Genomic DNA, 18530 nt, shown 5'->3' with positions numbered 1-18530 from the left:
CCCGAAGCATGACCCGAGCGTTCCAGGCGGCCCGCGCCTTCCATGCGCGACCGCCATGCCCCCTGTTGCGCCCGTCGCGCCAGTCAGGGAATACCCGATTCCGGTCATCCGGCCCGGCTTGTTATCATTCGTTCACATTCAAGTTGTATAGACAACTTGACGCAATCGGACCGGCCCCGCTCGCCCGGTCCGTCGCATAACGATATCGGAGACACGATGAAAAACTTGCAGCGCCACCTGAGCGCGCGGCACATCCGCTTTCTCGCGCTGGGTTCGGCGATCGGCACGGGCCTGTTCTACGGTTCGGCGTCCGCGATCCAGCTCGCGGGCCCGGCCGTGATCCTGGCGTACATCCTGGGCGGCGCGGCCGTCTACATGGTGATGCGCGCGCTCGGCGAGATGGCCGTGCGCGAACCCGTCGCCGGCTCGTTCGGCCACTATGCGACCGAGAACCTCGGCCCGTTTGCCGGCTTCGTCACCGGCTGGACCTACACGCTCGAAATGGTGATCGTCGCGATCGCCGACATCACCGCGTTCGGCATCTACATGGGCTTCTGGTTTCCGGATGTCCCGCAATGGATCTGGGTGCTCGGCGTCGTCGCGATCATCTGCGGGCTGAACCTGTGCCACGTGAAGGTGTTCGGCGAACTCGAGTTCTGGCTGTCGATCATCAAGGTCGGCGCGATCGTCGCGATGATCGGCGGCGGCGTGGCGATCCTGCTGACCGGCATGCACTTCGGCCATTCGGCCGACGTGCCGACGTTCGCGAACCTGTGGAACCATGGCGGCTTCCTCCCGAACGGCGTCGGCGGGCTGATCGCGTCGCTGTCGGTCGTGATCTTCGCGTACGGCGGGATCGAGGTGATCGGGATGAGCGCCGGCGAAGCCAAGGATCCGGAGCGCGTGATTCCGCGCGCGATCAATGCGGTGCCCGCGCGCATCCTGCTGTTCTACGTGCTGACGATGGTCGTGCTGATGTCGATCAGCCCGTGGACGGGTGTCGGCAGCGACGGCAGCCCGTTCGTGCAGATCTTCTCCGCGCTCGGCGTGAAGTCGGCCGCGACGATCCTCAACCTGGTCGTGATCAGCGCGGCGATCTCCGCGATCAACAGCGACATCTTCGGCGCGGGCCGGATGATGTTCGGGATGGCGCGCCAGGGCCAGGCACCGCGCGTGCTGATGACGACCTCGCGGCACGGCGTGCCGTGGGTCACGGTGCTCGTGATGGCGGTCGCGCTGCTCGCCGGCGTGCTGCTCAACTACCTGATGCCGAAGGACGTGTTCCTGATGGTCGCGGCAATCGCGACGTTCGCGACCGTGTGGGTCTGGCTGATGATCCTGCTGTCGCAGGTCGCGATGCGCCGCCGGCTGTCGAGCGCCGAAGTCGCGGCGCTGAAGTTCAAGGTGCCGTTGTGGCCGGTCGCGCCGGCGCTGACGATCGCGTTCATGGGCTTCGTGATCGTGATGCTCGGCTGGTTCGAGGACACGCGTGTCGCGCTGTATGTCGGCGCGGCGTGGCTCGCGCTGCTCGCGGTCGTGTTCTACGCACGGATCCGCCCGAAATTCGCACCTGCGTCACGTTGACGCACGGCTGACCGGCGTACGCGGCGCGCCGGTTCCGGCGCCCGCTTCGTTCCCGGCTCCGCGCGGCATCCGCCGCGCCAACAGCCGGGCACTCGTCCCCTTCACCTCGACGCCACGTGCGCGGCCCGCCGGGCCGCGCATCGGCACGTCAGTGCGACGCGGCGCTCGCGGCCTCGGCCGGATGGGCTTCGTCGTACGCGTGCTTCTGCGAAATCGCGTTGTACAGGATCGTCCCGATCACGAGCAGCACGGCCACGACGATCAGGATGCTCACGTTGCGGACTGGGTTCTTCTTGCGCTGATCGTTCATGGTCGGGGCGACTCCGTCAAATTCATCGAAGCGGGCATTCTACGCGCTTGCGCCCGTCCCGCGACGCCCCGTTTCCGCACCCCTTTCCCGTCCTCCGCCTGCTCGTCGTTATCTTTCATTTGATAACGGTTCCCATTTCGATCTAGAATCCCGAGTCTTTCATTTTGTAATATTCCGGGTCGCTCGAGCGGCAGGCGCGCCCCGGAACGCTCCCTTCGTCCACCTGCCCCTCCGGAGTCTTCATGTCGAATCCGCGCACCCGCCTGCTGCCGCTCGCCGGCGCCCTCGCCCTTGCCGCCGCTGCCTTCGCGCCGCCGGCCCACGCGGCCGAGGAAGTCAGCCTGTACACCACCCGCGAACCGAAGCTGATCCAGCCGCTCATCGAAGCGTTCACGAAGCAGAGCGGCGTCAAGGTCAATACGGTGTTCGTGAAGGACGGCCTGCTCGAGCGCGTGAAGGCGGAAGGCGCGCAGTCGCCGGCCGATGTGCTGATGACGGTCGACGTCGGCAACCTGCTCGATCTCGTCGACGGCGGGCTCACGCAGCCGGTGCGCTCGAAGATGCTCGACGACGCGATTCCCGCGAACCTGCGCGGCGCGAACGGCGACTGGTACGCGCTGTCGCTGCGCGATCGCGTGCTGTACGTCGAGAAGGACCTGAAGGTCGATGCGTTCCGCTACGAGGATCTCGCCGATCCGAAATGGAAGGGCAAGGTCTGCATCCGCTCGGGCCAGCATCCGTACAACACGGCGCTCGTCGCGGCGATGATCGCGCACGACGGCGAAGCCGCGACCGAGAAGTGGCTGCGCGGCGTGAAGGCGAACCTCGCGCGCAAGGCGACGGGCGGCGACCGCGACGTCGCACGCGACATCCTCGGCGGCATCTGCGACGTCGGCCTCGCGAATGCTTACTACGTCGGCCACATGAAGAATGCGGAGCCCGGCAGCGACGCACGCAAGTGGGGCGATGCGATCAAGGTCGTGCGGCCGACGTTCGCGAACGCGAAGAGCGGCGGCACGCACGTCAACATCAGCGGCGCGACGGTCGCGAAGCACGCGCCGCACAAGGCCAACGCAGTGAAACTGCTCGAATACCTCGTGTCGCCGGAAGCGCAGGCGCTGTATGCGCAGGCGAACTACGAATACCCGGTGCGCGCGAACGTGAAACTCGATCCGGTGATCGCCGGCTTCGGGACGCTGAAGATCGACCCGCTGCCGCTGGCGGACATCGCGAAGCATCGCAAGCAGGCGAGCCAGCTCGTCGACAAGGTCGGTTTTGACAACTGACGCAACCACCGCCGGCGCGCGCCGCGTGGCGTGCCGGCCGCGCCTGCTGCCGCGCGCGGGCAGCCTGTGGCTGCTCGCGGCGCTGGCGATCGCCGCGGCGGTCGCGGCGCCGCTCGCGGTGCTCGTGGCCGCCGCGTTCGACGCCGATCTCGCGCACTGGCGGCATCTCGCCGAATTCGTGCTGCCGCAGGCGCTCGTCAATACGCTGCTGCTGCTCGCGGGCGTCGGCACGATCGTGTCGATCGTCGGAACCGGCTGCGCGTGGCTCGTCACCGCATACGACTTTCCCGGCCGCCGCGTGCTCACATGGGCACTGCTGCTGCCGCTCGCGGTTCCCACCTACATCGTCGCGTTCGCGTATCTCGACCTGCTGCACCCGATCGGCCCCGTACAGGGCGCGGTCCGCTGGCTGCTCGGCTTCGACAGCCCGCGCCAGTTCCGCCTGCCCGACCTGCGCTCGCTGCCCGGCGCGATCTTCGTACTCGGCTTCGTGCTGTATCCCTATGTTTACCTGAGCACGCGCGCGATGTTCGTCACGCAGTCCGCGAGCCTGCTCGAAGCCGCGCGCACGCTCGGCGCGGGACGCATCGCCACGTTCTGGCGCGTCGTCGTGCCGCTCGCGCGGCCCGCGATCGCGGTCGGCGTGAGCCTCGCGCTGCTCGAAACGCTGAACGATATCGGCGCATCGGAATTCCTCGGCGTGCAGACGCTGACGGTATCCGTCTACACGACATGGATCACGCGGTCCGATCTTGCCGGCGCCGCACAGATCGCGCTCGCGATGCTCGCGATCGTCGTGGGCATGATCGTGCTCGAACGCTACGGGCGCCGCCGCCAGCGCTATGCGCATGGCCGGCGCATGCGGCCGATCGCGCCGCGCCGCCTGACGGGCACGGCCGCATGGGGCGCCGCCGTGCTCGGCTGGCTGCCCGTGCTGCTCGGCTTCGGCGCGCCGGCCGCGTATCTCGCGGTCGAGACGGCCAAGCGGCTGCATCTCGTCGGCGGCGTGTCCGCGCAACTGATGACGGGGCTCGCGAACACGCTGACGATCGCCACCGCCGCCACCGTCGCGACACTCGCGTGCGGGCTCGTCGTCGCATGGGCCGCGCGCGCGCAACGCGACAGCGCACACGCGGGCCCGGCCCGCGTGTGCGCGAGAATCGCGAGCCTCGGTTATGCGGTGCCCGGCACCGTGCTCGCGATCGGCCTGCTGATCCCGTTCGCAGCGGCCGACCGGCTGTTCGGCGCGGCACTCGGCCGCGACGGGCTGCTGCTGATGGGCTCGGCGGCCGCGCTCGTGATCGCCTACACGGTGCGTTTTCTCGCGATCCCGGCCGGCAGCATCGAGGCCGGCCTCGCGCGCATCCCGCCGTCGCTGGAACAGGCGGCGCGCTCGCTCGGCGAAACGGTCGGCGGCACGCTGCGCCGCGTGCACCTGCCGCTGCTGCGGCCCGCGCTCACCACGAGTGCACTGCTGGTGTTCGTCGACGCCATGAAGGAATTGCCGGCGACGCTGCTGCTGCGTCCGCTGAACTTCGACACGCTCGCCACCTGGCTGTATGCCGAAGCGGCGCGCGGCACCTACGAGGAAGGCGCGGTCGCCGCCCTCGCGATCGTGCTGGCCGGGCTCGTGCCCGTGATCCTGCTCGCCCGCACCCGCCACAAGATCGGAGCCTGACACCGTGAACCTGCTCGAACTCGATGACCTCTGCCTCGCCTACGACACGCCGCACGGCCGCCGCACGGTGGTCGACGGCCTGAGCCTCGCGCTGCCGCGCGGCGACATCGGCTGCCTGCTCGGTGCGTCGGGCTGCGGCAAGACCACCGTGCTGCGCGCGATCGCCGGCTTCGAACCGGTGCGCATGGGGCGCATCGTGCTGGACGGCGCGCCCGTTGCGGCGCCGTCGCTCGACGTGCCGCCCGAGCGGCGCCGCATCGGCATGATGTTCCAGGATTACGCGCTGTTTCCGCACCTCAGCGCGGCCGACAACGTCGCGTTCGGTTTGCGGCGCATGCAGAAGACCGAACGGCGCATGCGTGTCGCGGAAATGCTCGATCTCGTCGGCCTCGCCGATTCCGGCAGCGCCTATCCGCACGAGTTGTCGGGCGGCCAGCAGCAACGCGTCGCACTCGCCCGTGCGCTCGCGCCGTCACCGGAACTGCTGCTGCTCGACGAGCCGTTCTCGAATCTCGACGTCGATACGCGCGAGCGGCTCGCGTTCGAGCTGCGCGACATCCTGAAACGCACGGGCCACACCGCGATCCTCGTCACGCACAACCAGGCGGAAGCCTTCGCGATCGCCGACCGGATCGGCGTGATGAAGGATGGCCGGCTCGCGCAATGGGATACGCCGTACGCACTGCATCACCATCCGGCCAGCCCGTTCGTCGCGGATTTCGTGCGCCGCGACGCACTGGCCGACGAGCGCGCACGCGCACTGGCGCGCGGCCGCTGAACCCGCGGGCGCGCTGCACGCCCGCGCCGTTTCATTGCCGCGCTACGCCGGCTCGGCAAGGTCGCGCACGGGCAGCGCGGTCGAATACTTGATCTGCTCCATCGCGAACGACGAGCTGACGTCGAACAGCGGCACCGTACGAATCAGCTGCTTGTAGACGCGGTCGTAATCGTCGATGCCGGCCACCACGACGCGCAACAGATAGTCGGTCTCGCCGCTCATCCGGTACACCTCGACCACTTCCGGCATGTCGCGCACGGCCTGCGTGAACCGCTGCGCCCATTCCTCGGTGTGCTGGTTCGTCCGAATCGCGACGAACACGGTCGTGCCGACCCCAAGCTTGCGCGGATCGCACAGCGCGACCTGCGCGCGAATCGCGCCGGTTTCCTTGAGCCGCTGCACGCGCTTCCAGCACGGCGTCTGCGACAGGTTCACGCGCTGTGCCAGTTCCGCGATCGGCAGCGTGGCATCCGCCTGCAACAGCTCCAGCAGCTTGCGATCGATGGCGTCCATTTCTCCAGTCCCTCGTAGATAGAAATTTATTCTATTCATCCTGCACAACGGGGAACAATATGAAAACCGCCTCGCCGCGTCGACCGGTATAAATACCGATCCGGTACACGCGCGGGACGGGTGAGTCCGCCGGCACGCGGCCCGCTCCAGACGAAACAGGCGATCCCGCCCGTCAAGGTGGGATCGCCTGGCGTTCCTGCACGTCGCGGCCGGCCCGATGCTCACGCGCCGGCCGGCGCGCCGCTCAATACGCGACCGTCGCGATCTCGCGCACGAAGCTGCCTTGCTCTAGCGCATCGACGAACGCGACCGCGTAGTCTTCCGTCGAGATCCTGCTGTTGCCCTGCGCATCCACGATCAGCTTGCCGACGCCCGTGCGGAACGTGCCCGTGCGCTCGCCCGGGGCGATCATCGCGGCCGGCGCGAAGAACGTCCAGTCGAGGTCGTCGACCGTCTTCAGGTAGCCGAGCGCATCGCGGTGTGCGAGCGCCTGCGCCTTGTACGCTTCAGGAAAGCCTTCGCTGTCGACCAGCTGCTTGCCCGGTGCGATTTCGAGCGAACCCGCGCCGCCCACCACCACGAGCCGCTTCAGGCCCGCCTGGCGGGTGCCGGCGACCAGCGCTTTCGCGGCCGCGACGACCTTCGCCGCATCGTCCTGCTTCGGGCCGTATGCGCTCGCGACGACGTCATGACCCGGCAGCGCGGCCGCGATGCTGGCCGCGTCGAACAGATCGGCCGCCTTCGCGGTGATGCCGTCGCCGGCCGCGCCGGGATGGCGCGACAGCGCGGTCACGCGATGGCCGCGTCGCACGGCTTCCGCGGCAATGCGCGAGCCGATCGTGCCGGTGGCGCCGAACAGCGCGATATTCAGGGTACGTTGCGTCATGTCGATTCTCCAGTAAGCAAAATATGTAACAAAGTCAATTACAGATAAGACCGAAAAAAACGGGGCAAAGCCCCCGTTGCGCCGGTCGCCGCGCAAACGCGCCGTCCGGCTTCCTGCCCTGCCGCCGGTTACCCGCCGGCGCGCGCCTCATGTTGCGTGCGCTGCTCCAGATCCAGCACGTCGGCCGTGACGTCGGCCAGCGTGCGCGTGGCAAGCGAGGCTTCCATCGCGCGCTGCGCGTCGCCGATGTAGTCGGTCAGCGCGCCCTGGATGTGCCGCCCGACGAGACACGCGGGATTCGGCGCCTCGCGGTGCAGCGCGAACAGCTGCGCATCGTCGACCGCCCGATATACGTCGAGCAGCGTGATCGCGCCGGGCTCGCGCGCCAGCAGCGCACCGCCGCCCGCGCCCAGCTGCGACGTGGTCAACCCGGCGGCCGCCAGCATCGACAGCAAGCGGCGGATCAGCGCCGGATTCGTGTTCACGCTGCCCGCGATGATGTCGGACGACAGCGGCACGCCTTCCTGCATCGACAGCAAGGCAAGCACGTGGACGGCAAACGCGAACCGGCTGCTGGTATTCATTCCTCACTCACTTGACGACGCCGGCCCATCCTGCGGCCGGCGACATGTGTAACCATCATAATTACATTTTGTGGATCAAGCAAGCCCGCGTCACTCTCCGCTCGCGGGCTTGGCGCCCGACGCATTCTGCTGGCTCCACTGCTGCAGCTTCTTGCCGGCTTCGGCGATCTTCGCGCCGGCTTCGGAAGCCGCATGCGCGACGACCGCGGAAGCAGCCGCGTCGATCTGCGCCTGCGCGGCGGAGGCGAGGCCGCTCGCGGACAGCGGCGGCACGGCCGACGCCGCGGACGCGATGCCGGCCTTTGCGGCGTTGATCTGCTGGTTGACGGTGCTCGCCACCTGGTCGAGCGCCTTGGCCGCATTGTTCGCGGCATCGGCGGCCGCGCTCGCGGCCGTATCGGGTTGCGTGACCGGCGCACCGGACTTCTCGCAGCCCGCGAGCAACAGCAACGCACCGGCGGCCACGGCCGCCAGTACGGACCCGGGCACGCGACGCGCCCGCGAAGTCTTCATCTTCATCAGCAATCTCCGGCCGCGCGTGGCGCGGCCTCGTGGTTGGACCGACGTCGATGATACCGCCTGTTGAACAGGGCCAATCACGTCCCGCCATTAAAAATGGCTTTCAATTTCGGACTCGTCTGATTCAATCGCACACGCGAGGACTCTAAAGTGGGCACGCTTCAACCCGCTTCGGACGTGCCCCCTTTTTCTCATGGATTTCCTCGTCGACTGGCTCATCGCCCTGGCCGCATTGCTCGCCGCCACCCTGTTCCTGTGTCTGCGCCCGCGGTCGGCGCATCGCCTGGCCGAATCCGGACGCCCGCGCCGCGTCGCAACCGCGCGCCTGCTCGCGCAGGCCGTGATCGGCTTCTGGACCGCCGCGCTGATCGTCGCGCAAGGCATCCTCGGCCCCGACGGCGACGGCCAGTCGCTCGCGGGCTTCGCGGCGCTCGCGTTCGCCGCGCTCGGGCTGACAACCGTTGCCGCCTACTGGTCGGCGTGCGCGCTGCGGCTGCGCCGGCCGCCCCAGCTGTTCACGCGCCACTAATGCGCCACTAACGCGCCGGTTGGTGCGCCGCCGCGCACCATCGCGCACCACGCCGCATCAACCGGCTCGTCACGCGCACCAGTTCCGTACGCGCCGCACCACGTGCGTGCATCAGGCATCGCGCTCGGCTCGCGTCGGTCACGCCCTCTTCCCGTGCACGATCCATCGGAATGCCTCACCACGCGGCGCACGGGCACCAACTCCATGCGGCGGCTCACCAAGTTGGCTCGATATTTGCATTCCTTGCCCGTTTTTTGCGCAAGGAAGCCACGGCATGGATGGTCTGAAATCCGGCGTCGACTCACTGTTCCTGTTGATCGGCGCCGTCATGGTGCTCGCGATGCACGCGGGCTTTGCATTTCTCGAACTCGGCACGGTCCGCAAGAAGAACCAGGTCAACGCGCTCGTGAAGATCCTGGTCGACTTCTCGGTGTCGACGCTCGCGTATTTCTTCATCGGCTACACGATCGCGTACGGCGTCGAGTTCTTCGACGACATCGGCACGCTGTCCCAGCACAACGGCTACGCGCTCGTGCGCTTCTTCTTCCTGCTGACCTTCGCGGCGGCCATTCCCGCGATCGTGTCCGGCGGCATCGCCGAGCGCGCGAAGTTCAATCCGCAGCTCGTCGCGACGCTGATCATCGTCGGCTTCATCTATCCGTTCTTCGAAGGGATCGCGTGGAACGAACGCTTCGGCGTGCAGGCCTGGCTCGCGCACGCGTTCGGCGCGCCGTTCCACGATTTCGCGGGCTCCGTCGTCGTGCACGCGTTCGGCGGCTGGGTCGCGCTGCCGGCCGTGCTGCTGCTCGGCGCGCGCCACGGCCGTTACGCGAAGGACGGCCGGATCGCCGCGCACCCGCCGTCGAACATCCCGTTCCTCGCGCTCGGTGCGTGGGTGCTCGCGGTCGGCTGGTTCGGCTTCAACGTGATGAGCGCGCAGACGCTCGACAAGATCAGCGGCCTCGTCGCCGTGAACTCGCTGATGGCGATGGTCGGCGGCACGCTCGCCGCGTGGATGGCCGGCCGCAACGACCCGGGCTTCACGTACAACGGGCCGCTCGCGGGCCTCGTCGCGGTATGCGCGGGCTCCGACGTGATGCACCCGATCGGCGCACTCGTCACGGGCGCGGCCGCTGGCGCACTGTTCGTCGCGATGTTCACCTGCGTGCAGAACAAGTGGCGCATCGACGACGTGCTCGGCGTGTGGCCGCTGCACGGCATGTGCGGCGCGCTTGGCGGCCTCGCGGCCGGCGTGTTCGGCCTGCCCGCGCTCGGCGGCCTCGGCGGCGTGTCGTTCATGTCGCAGCTCGTCGGCACGCTCGGGGGCATCGCGATCGCGACCGCGGGCGGCACGCTCGTGTACGGTGCGCTGAAGGCGACCGTCGGGCTGCGCCTCGACCGCGAAGCCGAGTTCGACGGCGCGGACCTGTCGATCCACCGCATCTCGGCGACGCCCGAACGCGATTGAGCCCCTGACGAACGCCCGGCTCGTCATTACGTTTTCAATTCAAAAAACTTTCATCGAGCGTCCTTACACTTCCGTCCAGTTTTCAATTTGCCTTCGCGACGCTTGCCGAGCGCCTGCTTCGCGAAGGCCATTCTTCCAACAACTGAAACTGGACTCCACATGCCCGCGTTGCCCAATGCTTCCCGTCGTCAGGCCCTGAAGATCCTCGCCGGCGCGCCGATGCTTCCCCTTTCCGGCCTCGCGCTGCCGGCCCTGCTGACGGGTTGCGGCGGCGACGACAATCCGGCGTCGACGCCGGCCCCGGTCGCCGCCGCGTACACGTCGGCGACGTTCTCGGCGATGGCCGCCCCGACGCTCGACAACGCGGCCGCGATGGCCACGACGACGGTCGGCTCGACGCTGTCGGTGTCATTCTCGGACGGCTCGGCGCGCAACTTCAAGCTCGCGTACCGGCCGTTCTTCGTGACGGGCGACATGGTGCCGGACGGCAAGGGCGGCACGACGCTCGCGGGCGGCTATTACGACATCAACAACCAGCCGATCATCGACCGCTCGGTTGCCGGCAAGGAGCGCCAGTTCTATTCCGACTGCCCGGACGGCAGCTCGCTGCTGACGCTGAAGAACGCGAACGTGCCCGGCGTGAAAGGCAACACGGTGTTCGCCGTCGTGCAGTTCGAATACACGACGCGCGACCAGGCGAGCGCATCGCAGTACGGCCAGCTGCCGTCGCCGATCGCGGTGCTGACGCTCGACCAGGATCCGGCCAACGGCGCGCTGAAGGTCGTCAAGTACCACAACGTCGACACATCGAAGGCGCACGGCCTGTGGATCACGTGCGGCGCGAGCCTGTCGCCGTGGGGCACGCACCTGTCGAGCGAGGAGTACGAGCCGGACGCGACCAAGGCCGCGACCGACGCGCAGTTCAAGGCGTTCAGCAGGAACACGTTCGGCGACGAGACGAAGGCGAACCCCTACCACTACGGCCACCTGCCCGAGATCACCGTGAATCCCGACGGCACGGGCACCGTGAAGAAGCACTATTGCCTCGGCCGCATCTCGCACGAGCTGATCCAGGTGATGCCGGACCAGCGCACCGTGATGATGGGTGACGACGCCACCAACGGCGGCCTGTTCATGTTCGTCGCCGACAAGGCCGCCGACCTGTCGGCCGGCACGCTGTACGTCGCGAAGTGGACGCAGACCTCGTCGGCCGGCGCCGGCACCGCGACGCTCACGTGGATCAGGATCGGCCACGCGACGAGCGGCGAAATCGAAGCGCTCGCGAACACGTTGAAGGCGTCGGACATCATGGACCTGGTGACCACCGACCCGAACGATGCGAGCTACACGAAGATCCACTTCGGCGGCAAGTTCAACTGGATGCGCGTGAAGCCGGGGATGGAAAAGGCGGCCGCGTTCCTCGAGACGCACCGCTATGCGGCGCTGCTCGGCGGCAGCATGGGCTTCACGAAGCTCGAAGGCACGACCGTGAACGCGAAGGACAAGATCGTCTACACGGCGATGTCGCGGATCGAGACGTCGATGGTCAAGGGCAATGCGGCGTCGCGCGACGTCGCGGTCGACAAGAAGATCGCCGCGGGCGCCGTCTATGCGCTGAACCTGAAGGGCAGCCAGCGCGACACGACGGGCAGCGCGATCGACAGCGAATGGGTGCCGGTCGACATGGGCGCGCCGGCCGCGCTCGTCGGCGAGGATCTCGCCGCGGCCGACGGGCTCGGCAACCTCGCGAACCCGGACAAGATCGCGAACCCGGACAACCTGAAGTTCTCCGAAAAGCTGCGCACGCTCTTCATCGGCGAAGACTCGGGCATGCACGTGAACAACTTCCTGTGGGCGTACAACGTCGACACGAAGTCGCTGGTGCGCGTGCTGTCGTGCCCGGCCGGCGCGGAATCGACGGGCCTGCACGCGGTCGACGAGATCAACGGCTGGACGTACATCATGAGCAACTTCCAGCACGCGGGCGACTGGGAATCGCCGCTGCACGACAAGGTCAAGCCGACGCTCGACCCGCTCGTGCGCGCGAACTTCAAGGACCGCTTCGGCGCGAGCGTCGGCTACCTGACGGCCGAGCAGACCAGCATCAAGCTCGCGAAGGCCTGACCGGGCCGCGCGAGGAGGCGCCACCGCCGGCCGGGGTGTCCCTGACCGGGCGTCCCTAACCGGGCGTCCCTTTCTTCATCACCGATCATTCGTCGGCGCTCCACGCCGTTTGATGCGCGATGCCCAGTGCGGGCATCGCGCTTTTTTTTTGCGCGTGCGAATCGCGTCAGGCGCACGCGCGAGCAGACGCCGCGCGGGCGTAAACGGGGGGTTTCGACGATCGGGGGATAATACGGGCCTGACGCGTCCGGGCGGGCGAGCAGAAAAACGGGCAAAAAAAAGCGCCACGGAGACCGTGGCGCTAAAAAAGTTCTAGCCATTCCGAGGGCCGTGCTAGAACCTGAGAGACTGCGCGAAACATCGTTGCCGGTTAAACTCTTGAAACGATGTTTCGAAAACGTGAGACATTCTTTCCGTTTCCGCCCGACAAGTCAAGCGGTATTTGCACCGGTTCATGCACTTTCTGGCAACGCTCATTTGAGCGTTTTCCTAATAAACCAAGGGTGAACCCGTAAAATCTCATCCAATGACCGGTTCACCCGCGGAACATGCATCCTTTGACAATAGTCCTACAATACCAACAAAATTGAAATCGAGTTTCGGAAATAGAGAGAATCCCTCGTGTCGACCACTGTAACCCCTCCCGCGTCGCGGGACCGTGAATCCTCGCCCGACGAAATCACCGCCCTCGCCCGCGGCCTCGCCGTCCTGCGTCGCATCGCGGCTGCCGACGCGCCCGTCAGCAACCGCGAGCTGACCGAACTGACCGGCATCCCGAAGCCGACCGTCTCGCGCATCACCGCGACGCTCGTCAGCGCCGGCTTCCTGTTCCAGTTGCCCGACAGCGAGCGCTTCGTGCTCACCGCGTCGGTGCTCGAACTCAGCCACGGCTTCCTGCGCAACTTCGACATCCGCGCGCGCTCGCGGCCGTTCATGATCGAACTGGCCGAACGCACGTCCCTGTCCGTGCACCTCGCGGTGCGCGACCGGCTCGACATGGTCGCGATCGACGTGATCCGGCCGCGCTCGGCCGTGCTCGTCACGCGTCTCGAGATCGGCTCGCGGATGGACATCGCACGCACCGCGGTAGGCCGTGCGTATCTCGCCGCACTCGAGGACGACGAACGCCGCCTGCTGCTCGAGTCGCTGCGCACCACGGCCGGCGACGACTGGCCGCACGTGTCCGCGCGCCTGACCCCCGCGCTGGACGACGCAATGCGCGACGGTTGCGCGATCGCGATCGGCGAATGGCGCGAGGGCCTGAATGCGGTGGCGGCCGGATTCGTCGGCCCGTCGGGGCAGCGCTATTCGGTGAATTGCGGCGGCGCGTCGCACCAGTGCCCGCCCGAATGGCTGCACGAACACGTGGTGCCCGCGCTTCACGAATGCATCGCGAAAATCACCCGCGAGATCGGCGGCGCACCGGCCCGGCGGCACGCCGTGTAATCGATTCGTCATCGTCCAATTGCGTTCTGTAACGACCGTAACCCGTTGAAAGATAGTCCACTGGACTGTAACGGGGACGGGACGTAGGATCATGCCCATCGTCGCGCCGCCTTCGCGGTGCGCACCGCTCTTTTCCCGCGCAGGCCGGCGGGGCCCCGGACCGAGCCGGGCGCCCCGTCCCGGCACCGCCCGCCCACGCGCAGCCCAGCAGTCCGATTTCCGGCACGCCGCGCCGTCTTCCTGACAGAACACGATGGATAACGAACAAAAGCCCACGCCTCCTTCGAACGACCCCGCGTCTCCCGCCGCACGGCGCCCGCGCCGCACGCTGATGGCCGGGGCGCTCGCGGTCGTCGTCATCGGCGGCCTGCTGTGGTGGCACCCGTGGAACCGCACGCCGGCGGCCGGCAGTGCCGCGACGGGGGCGGGTGCAAGCGCCGCCGGTGGCGGCGGCCACCGCGGCCGAGGCGGCCCCGCCGCGATGGCGAACATTCCGCAGCCCGTGCAGGTCGCGACCGCGACGCAGGGCGAAATGCCGATCGTGCTGTCCGCGCTCGGCACCGTCACGCCGCTCGCGAACGTGACGGTCAAGACGCAGCTGTCGGGCTACCTGCAGTCGGTCTCGTTCCAGGAAGGCCAGATCGTCAGGAAAGGCGACGTGCTCGCGCAGATCGACCCGCGCCCGTACCAGGTGTCGCTCGAGAACGCCGAAGGCACGCACGCGCGCGACTCGGCGCTGCTCGCGACGGCCCGCCTCGACCTGAAGCGCTACCAGACGCTGCTGTTGCAGGATTCGATCGCGTCGCAGACGGTCGATACGCAGGCCTCACTCGTCAAGCAATACGAAGGCGCGGTGAAGACCGACCAGGCCGCGATCGATTCCGCGAAGCTGAACCTCACGTATGCGCGCATCACCGCGCCGGTGTCGGGCCGCGTCGGCCTGCGCCAGGTCGACCCCGGCAACTACGTGACGCCGGGCGATGCCAACGGCATCGTCGTGATCACGCAGTTGCAGCCGATGAGCGTGATCTTCACGACGTCGGAAGACAACCTGCCGCAGATTCTCAAGCAGGTGAACGCGGGCCAGAAGCTGTCGGTCACCGCGTACAACCGCAACAACACGGTGCCGCTCGAGACGGGCTCGCTCGCGACGCTCGACAACCAGATCGACACGAGCACGGGCACGGTCAAGCTGCGCGCGAACTTCGATAACAAGGAAGGCATGCTGTTCCCGAATCAGTTCGTGAACACGCGGCTGCTCGTCGACGTGATGCGCAACGCGACGATCGTGCCGACCTCCGCCGTGCTGACCGGCTCGATCGGCCAGTTCGTCTACGTCGTGAAACCCGACAACACGGTGACGGTGCGCAAGGTCACGGTCGGCCCGGTCGACGGCGAACGCACGAGCATCGTCAGCGGCGTGTCGCTCGGCGAGCGCGTGGTGACCGACGGCTCCGACCGCCTGCGCGAAGGCGCGAAGATCTCGATCCCGGCCGACAAGCCGAAAGGCGCGTCGGGCGCGCGCGGCGCCGGTGCGGCGTCGGGTGCATCGGGCGCCGACGGCCATCGCGGCGGACACCGGCACGGCGCGTCGCAGGCAGCGGCCCCCGCGGCCCAGTAACGCGCGGGCCGCTCGATGAATCCATCCCGCCTTTTCATTCTCCGGCCGGTCGGCACCGCCCTCCTGATGGCGGCGATCATGCTGGCCGGTCTCGTCGCGCTGCGCTTCCTGCCGCTCGCCGCGCTGCCGGAAGTCGACTATCCGACGATCCAGGTCCAGACCTTCTACCCGGGCGCGAGCCCGGAAGTGATGACCTCGTCGGTCACCGCGCCGCTCGAACGGCAGTTCGGGCAGATGCCGTCGCTGAACCAGATGTCGTCGCAGAGTTCGGCCGGCTCGTCCGTGATCACGCTGCAGTTCTCGCTCGACCTGCCGCTCGACATCGCCGAACAGGAAGTGCAGGCCGCGATCAACGCGGCCGGCAACCTGCTGCCGTCCGACCTCCCTGCCCCGCCGATCTATGCGAAGGTCAACCCGGCCGACGCGCCGGTGATCACGCTCGCGGTCACGTCGAAGACGCTGCCGCTCACGCAGGTGCAGGACCTCGCCGACACACGCCTCGCGATGAAGATCTCGCAGATCGCGGGCGTCGGCCTCGTCAGCCTGTCGGGCGGCAACCGCCCGGCCGTGCGGATCCAGGCGAACCCGACCGCGCTCGCGCAGTACGGGATGAACCTCGACGACCTGCGCACGACGATCTCGAACCTGAACGTGAACACGCCGAAGGGCAACTTCGACGGCCCGACGCGCGCGTACACGATCAACGCGAACGACCAGCTCACGAGCGCCGATCAATACAACAGCGCGGTCGTCGCATACAAAGGCGGCCGCCCGGTGATGCTCACCGACGTCGCGACGGTCGTCGCCGGCTCGGAGAACACCAAGCTCGGCGCGTGGGTGAATTCGGAGCCCGCGATCATCCTGAACGTGCAGCGCCAGCCGGGCGCGAACGTGATCCAGACGGTCGACGCGATCAAGGCGCAGCTGCCGAAGCTGCAGGAAACGCTGCCGGCCGCGCTCGACGTGCAGATCGTCACCGACCGTACGACGATGATCCGCGCCGCCGTGCGCGACGTGCAGTTCGAACTGCTGGTCGCGGTCGGGCTCGTCGTGCTCGTGATGTACCTGTTCCTCGCGAACATCTACGCGACGATCATCCCGAGCCTGTCGGTGCCGCTGTCGCTGATCGGCACGCTCGCGGTGATGTACATGGCCGGCTTCTCGCTGAACAACCTGTCGCTGATGGCGCTCACCATCGCGACCGGCTTCGTCGTCGACGACGCGATCGTGATGATCGAGAACATCGCGCGCTACGTCGAGGAAGGCGAATCCGGGCTCGAGGCCGCGCTGAAGGGCTCGAAGCAGATCGGCTTCACGATCATCTCGCTGACGGTGTCGCTGATCGCGGTGCTGATCCCGCTGCTATTCATGGGCGACGTGGTCGGGCGCCTCTTCCATGAATTCGCGATCACGCTCGCGGTGACGATCGTGATCTCGGCGATCGTGTCGCTCACGCTCGTGCCGATGATGTGCGCGAAGCTGCTGCGCCATTCGCCGCCGCCCGAGAGCCATCGCTTCGAGGCGCGCGTGCACCACGCGATCGACTGGGTGATCGCGCGCTATGCGGTCGCGCTCGAATGGGTGCTGAACCGCCAGCGCTCGACGCTCGTCGTCGCGCTGCTGACGCTCGCGCTGACGGGCCTGCTGTACGTCTACGTGCCGAAGGGCTTCTTCCCCGCGCAGGACACCGGCGTGATCCAGGCGATCACGCAGGCGCCGCAGTCGATCTCGTACGGCGCGATGGCCGAGCGCCAGCAGGCGCTTGCGGCCGAGATCCTGAAGGATCCGAATGTCGTGAGCCTCACGTCGTTCATCGGCGTCGACGGCAGCAACATCACGCTGAACAGCGGCCGGATGCTGATCAACCTGAAGGCACGCGACGAGCGTTCCAAAACGGCCGCGCAGATCATCCGCGACCTGCAGCACCGCGTGGCGAACATCACCGGGATCTCGCTCTTCATGCAGTCGGTGCAGGATCTGACGATCGACTCGACCGTCAGCCCGACGCAGTACCAGTTCATGCTGACGAGCCCGAACTCGGAAGAGTTCGCGACCTGGGTGCCGAAGCTCGTCGCGCGGCTGCAGCAGGAGCCGTCGCTCGCCGACGTCGCGACCGACCTGCAGAGCAACGGCCAGTCCGTCTACATCGAGATCGACCGCGCGAGCGCCGCGCGCTTCGGCATCACGCCGGCGACCGTCGACAACGCGCTGTACGACGCATTCGGCCAGCGCATCGTGTCGACGATCTTCACGCAGTCGAACCAGTACCGCGTGATTCTCGAGTCCGAGCCGAAGGAGCAGCACTACGCGCAATCGCTGAACGACATCTACCTGCCGTCGGCGGGCGGCGGCCAGGTGCCGCTGTCGTCGATCGCGTCGTTCCACGAACGGCCGTCGCCGCTCCTGGTCGCGCACCTGTCGCAGTTCCCGTCGACCACCGTCTCGTTCAACCTCGCGGCGGGCGCGTCGCTCGGCGAGGCGGTCAAGGCGATCGAGGCCGCCGAGAAGGACATCGGGCTGCCCGCGTCGTTCCAGACGCGCTTCCAGGGCGCGGCGCTCGCGTTCCAGGCATCGCTGTCGAACCAGCTGTTCCTGATCCTCGCGGCGGTCGTCACGATGTACATCGTGCTCGGCGTGCTGTACGAGAGCTACATCCACCCGATCACGATCCTGTCGACGCTGCCGTCGGCCGGCGTCGGCGCGTTGCTTGCGCTGATGATCACCGGGCACGACCTCGACATCATCGGGATCATCGGCATCGTGCTGCTGATCGGTATCGTGAAGAAGAACGCGATCATGATGATCGACTTCGCGCTCGAGGCCGAGCGCGTCGAAGGCAAGCCGCCGCGCGAGGCGATCTACCAGGCGTGCCTGCTGCGCTTCCGGCCGATCCTGATGACGACGCTCGCCGCGCTGCTCGGCGCGGTGCCGCTGATCGTCGGCGCCGGCGCGGGCTCCGAGCTGCGCCAGCCGCTCGGGGTCGCGATCGCCGGCGGCCTGATCGTGTCGCAGGTGCTGACGCTGTTCACGACGCCCGTGATCTACCTCGGCTTCGACTCGCTCGCGCGCCGCGTGCGCGGCTGGTTCGAGCGCCACGGCCCGCAAGCCGGCACGCGCACGGATGCGTAAATGACACGACCCCCACGCTCACTTCGTTCGCGTGGGGGGGCGCAGCCCCCCCATCTCCCGAAAACGCATCCGTCG

Annotated in this window: 15 protein-coding genes; 10 read left to right on the top strand and 5 right to left on the bottom strand. The window is 67.6% G+C overall.

Annotated elements, in window-relative coordinates:
• The first annotated feature begins 216 nt into the window (after positions 1 to 216).
• Positions 217 to 1584, top strand: coding sequence for an amino acid permease (locus ABIC51_RS31915; protein WP_059695504.1), 1368 nt, complete (start codon positions 217 to 219; stop codon positions 1582 to 1584).
• A gap of 148 nt (positions 1585 to 1732) precedes the next feature.
• Here the strand turns inward: ABIC51_RS31915 and ABIC51_RS31910 are convergent, their stop codons facing one another.
• On the bottom strand, positions 1733 to 1894 hold the full coding sequence (locus ABIC51_RS31910; RefSeq protein WP_006476417.1) for a hypothetical protein: 162 nt from the start codon (positions 1892 to 1894) through the stop codon (positions 1733 to 1735).
• A gap of 242 nt (positions 1895 to 2136) precedes the next feature.
• On the opposite strand from ABIC51_RS31910, the gene ABIC51_RS31905 reads away from it, so the two are divergent.
• Genes ABIC51_RS31905 through ABIC51_RS31895 form a run of 3 tightly spaced genes read left to right on the top strand, consistent with a single transcriptional unit; the run spans position 2137 to position 5636 of the window.
• Positions 2137 to 3180 carry a Fe(3+) ABC transporter substrate-binding protein gene (locus ABIC51_RS31905; protein ID WP_175897798.1) on the top strand — a complete coding sequence of 348 codons (1044 nt, stop codon included), beginning with the start codon at positions 2137 to 2139 and terminating at the stop codon, positions 3178 to 3180.
• Positions 3170 to 4858: an ABC transporter permease gene (locus ABIC51_RS31900; protein ID WP_175855967.1), complete on the top strand. Its 1689-nt coding sequence runs from the start codon at positions 3170 to 3172 to the stop codon at positions 4856 to 4858. Before ABIC51_RS31905 ends, ABIC51_RS31900 begins: the two co-directional genes overlap by 11 nt.
• Before the next feature lie 4 nt (positions 4859 to 4862).
• Complete coding sequence (locus ABIC51_RS31895) at positions 4863 to 5636, top strand: ABC transporter ATP-binding protein (RefSeq protein ID WP_059695500.1); 774 nt, start codon at positions 4863 to 4865, stop codon at positions 5634 to 5636.
• A 42-nt stretch (positions 5637 to 5678) separates the two neighbouring features.
• Here ABIC51_RS31895 and ABIC51_RS31890 read toward each other — a convergent pair whose 3' ends face one another.
• The 4 genes from ABIC51_RS31890 to ABIC51_RS31875 all read right to left on the bottom strand — a co-directional run bounded on the left by ABIC51_RS31890 (position 5679) and on the right by ABIC51_RS31875 (position 8138).
• The gene (locus tag ABIC51_RS31890; RefSeq protein WP_006484401.1) at positions 5679 to 6149 is read right to left on the bottom strand and encodes an Lrp/AsnC family transcriptional regulator; all 471 of its coding nucleotides are present in this window, start codon (positions 6147 to 6149) and stop codon (positions 5679 to 5681) included.
• Positions 6150 to 6393: 244 nt separating this feature from the next.
• Positions 6394 to 7035, bottom strand: coding sequence for an NAD(P)-dependent oxidoreductase (locus tag ABIC51_RS31885; protein WP_027787951.1), 642 nt, complete (start codon positions 7033 to 7035; stop codon positions 6394 to 6396).
• 128 nt (positions 7036 to 7163) lie between these two features.
• Positions 7164 to 7619, bottom strand: a complete 456-nt coding sequence (locus ABIC51_RS31880) for an Rrf2 family transcriptional regulator (RefSeq protein ID WP_027787952.1) — start codon at positions 7617 to 7619, stop codon at positions 7164 to 7166.
• A gap of 90 nt (positions 7620 to 7709) precedes the next feature.
• A complete protein-coding gene (locus ABIC51_RS31875) occupies positions 7710 to 8138 on the bottom strand; it encodes a BCAL1086 family glycoprotein (RefSeq protein ID WP_021159399.1) in 429 nt (142 codons plus the stop codon).
• Positions 8139 to 8331: 193 nt separating this feature from the next.
• On the opposite strand from ABIC51_RS31875, the gene ABIC51_RS31870 reads away from it, so the two are divergent.
• The 6 genes from ABIC51_RS31870 to ABIC51_RS31845 all read left to right on the top strand — a co-directional run bounded on the left by ABIC51_RS31870 (position 8332) and on the right by ABIC51_RS31845 (position 18455).
• Positions 8332 to 8667 carry a hypothetical protein gene (locus ABIC51_RS31870; protein WP_059695496.1) on the top strand — a complete coding sequence of 112 codons (336 nt, stop codon included), beginning with the start codon at positions 8332 to 8334 and terminating at the stop codon, positions 8665 to 8667.
• A 274-nt stretch (positions 8668 to 8941) separates the two neighbouring features.
• Positions 8942 to 10135, top strand: coding sequence for an ammonium transporter (locus ABIC51_RS31865; protein ID WP_059486636.1), 1194 nt, complete (start codon positions 8942 to 8944; stop codon positions 10133 to 10135).
• A gap of 159 nt (positions 10136 to 10294) precedes the next feature.
• Positions 10295 to 12259: a PhoX family protein gene (locus ABIC51_RS31860; protein WP_059695494.1), complete on the top strand. Its 1965-nt coding sequence runs from the start codon at positions 10295 to 10297 to the stop codon at positions 12257 to 12259.
• Positions 12260 to 12880: 621 nt separating this feature from the next.
• Positions 12881 to 13705 carry an IclR family transcriptional regulator gene (locus ABIC51_RS31855; RefSeq protein WP_057056455.1) on the top strand — a complete coding sequence of 275 codons (825 nt, stop codon included), beginning with the start codon at positions 12881 to 12883 and terminating at the stop codon, positions 13703 to 13705.
• A gap of 253 nt (positions 13706 to 13958) precedes the next feature.
• On the top strand, positions 13959 to 15326 hold the full coding sequence (locus ABIC51_RS31850) for an MdtA/MuxA family multidrug efflux RND transporter periplasmic adaptor subunit (RefSeq protein WP_226128626.1): 1368 nt from the start codon (positions 13959 to 13961) through the stop codon (positions 15324 to 15326).
• Positions 15327 to 15341: 15 nt separating this feature from the next.
• Positions 15342 to 18455, top strand: coding sequence for an MdtB/MuxB family multidrug efflux RND transporter permease subunit (locus ABIC51_RS31845; protein ID WP_027787958.1), 3114 nt, complete (start codon positions 15342 to 15344; stop codon positions 18453 to 18455).
• The last annotated feature ends 75 nt before the right edge of the window (positions 18456 to 18530 follow it).

Origin of the sequence: Burkholderia sp. 572 (genome assembly GCF_040545135.1) — a bacterium.
GTDB classification, from domain to species: domain Bacteria; phylum Pseudomonadota; class Gammaproteobacteria; order Burkholderiales; family Burkholderiaceae; genus Burkholderia; species Burkholderia cepacia.
Note: the sequence above shows the minus strand (reverse complement) of the source record. Positions and strands in the feature narration are given on the sequence as shown.

What these genes read in the sequence shown, in the direction of transcription:
- ABIC51_RS31850 (WP_226128626.1), top strand. Translation starts at nt 13,959, where the DNA reads ATGGATAACGAACAAAAGCCCACGCCTCCTTCGAACGACCCCGCGTCT.
- ABIC51_RS31845 (WP_027787958.1), top strand. Translation starts at nt 15,342, where the DNA reads ATGAATCCATCCCGCCTTTTCATTCTCCGGCCGGTCGGCACCGCCCTC.
- ABIC51_RS31865 (WP_059486636.1), top strand. Translation starts at nt 8,942, where the DNA reads ATGGATGGTCTGAAATCCGGCGTCGACTCACTGTTCCTGTTGATCGGC.
- ABIC51_RS31880 (WP_027787952.1), bottom strand. Translation starts at nt 7,619, where the DNA reads ATGAATACCAGCAGCCGGTTCGCGTTTGCCGTCCACGTGCTTGCCTTG.
- ABIC51_RS31910 (WP_006476417.1), bottom strand. Translation starts at nt 1,894, where the DNA reads ATGAACGATCAGCGCAAGAAGAACCCAGTCCGCAACGTGAGCATCCTG.
- ABIC51_RS31905 (WP_175897798.1), top strand. Translation starts at nt 2,137, where the DNA reads ATGTCGAATCCGCGCACCCGCCTGCTGCCGCTCGCCGGCGCCCTCGCC.
- ABIC51_RS31890 (WP_006484401.1), bottom strand. Translation starts at nt 6,149, where the DNA reads ATGGACGCCATCGATCGCAAGCTGCTGGAGCTGTTGCAGGCGGATGCC.
- ABIC51_RS31860 (WP_059695494.1), top strand. Translation starts at nt 10,295, where the DNA reads ATGCCCGCGTTGCCCAATGCTTCCCGTCGTCAGGCCCTGAAGATCCTC.
- ABIC51_RS31915 (WP_059695504.1), top strand. Translation starts at nt 217, where the DNA reads ATGAAAAACTTGCAGCGCCACCTGAGCGCGCGGCACATCCGCTTTCTC.
- ABIC51_RS31875 (WP_021159399.1), bottom strand. Translation starts at nt 8,138, where the DNA reads ATGAAGATGAAGACTTCGCGGGCGCGTCGCGTGCCCGGGTCCGTACTG.
- ABIC51_RS31870 (WP_059695496.1), top strand. Translation starts at nt 8,332, where the DNA reads ATGGATTTCCTCGTCGACTGGCTCATCGCCCTGGCCGCATTGCTCGCC.
- ABIC51_RS31885 (WP_027787951.1), bottom strand. Translation starts at nt 7,035, where the DNA reads ATGACGCAACGTACCCTGAATATCGCGCTGTTCGGCGCCACCGGCACG.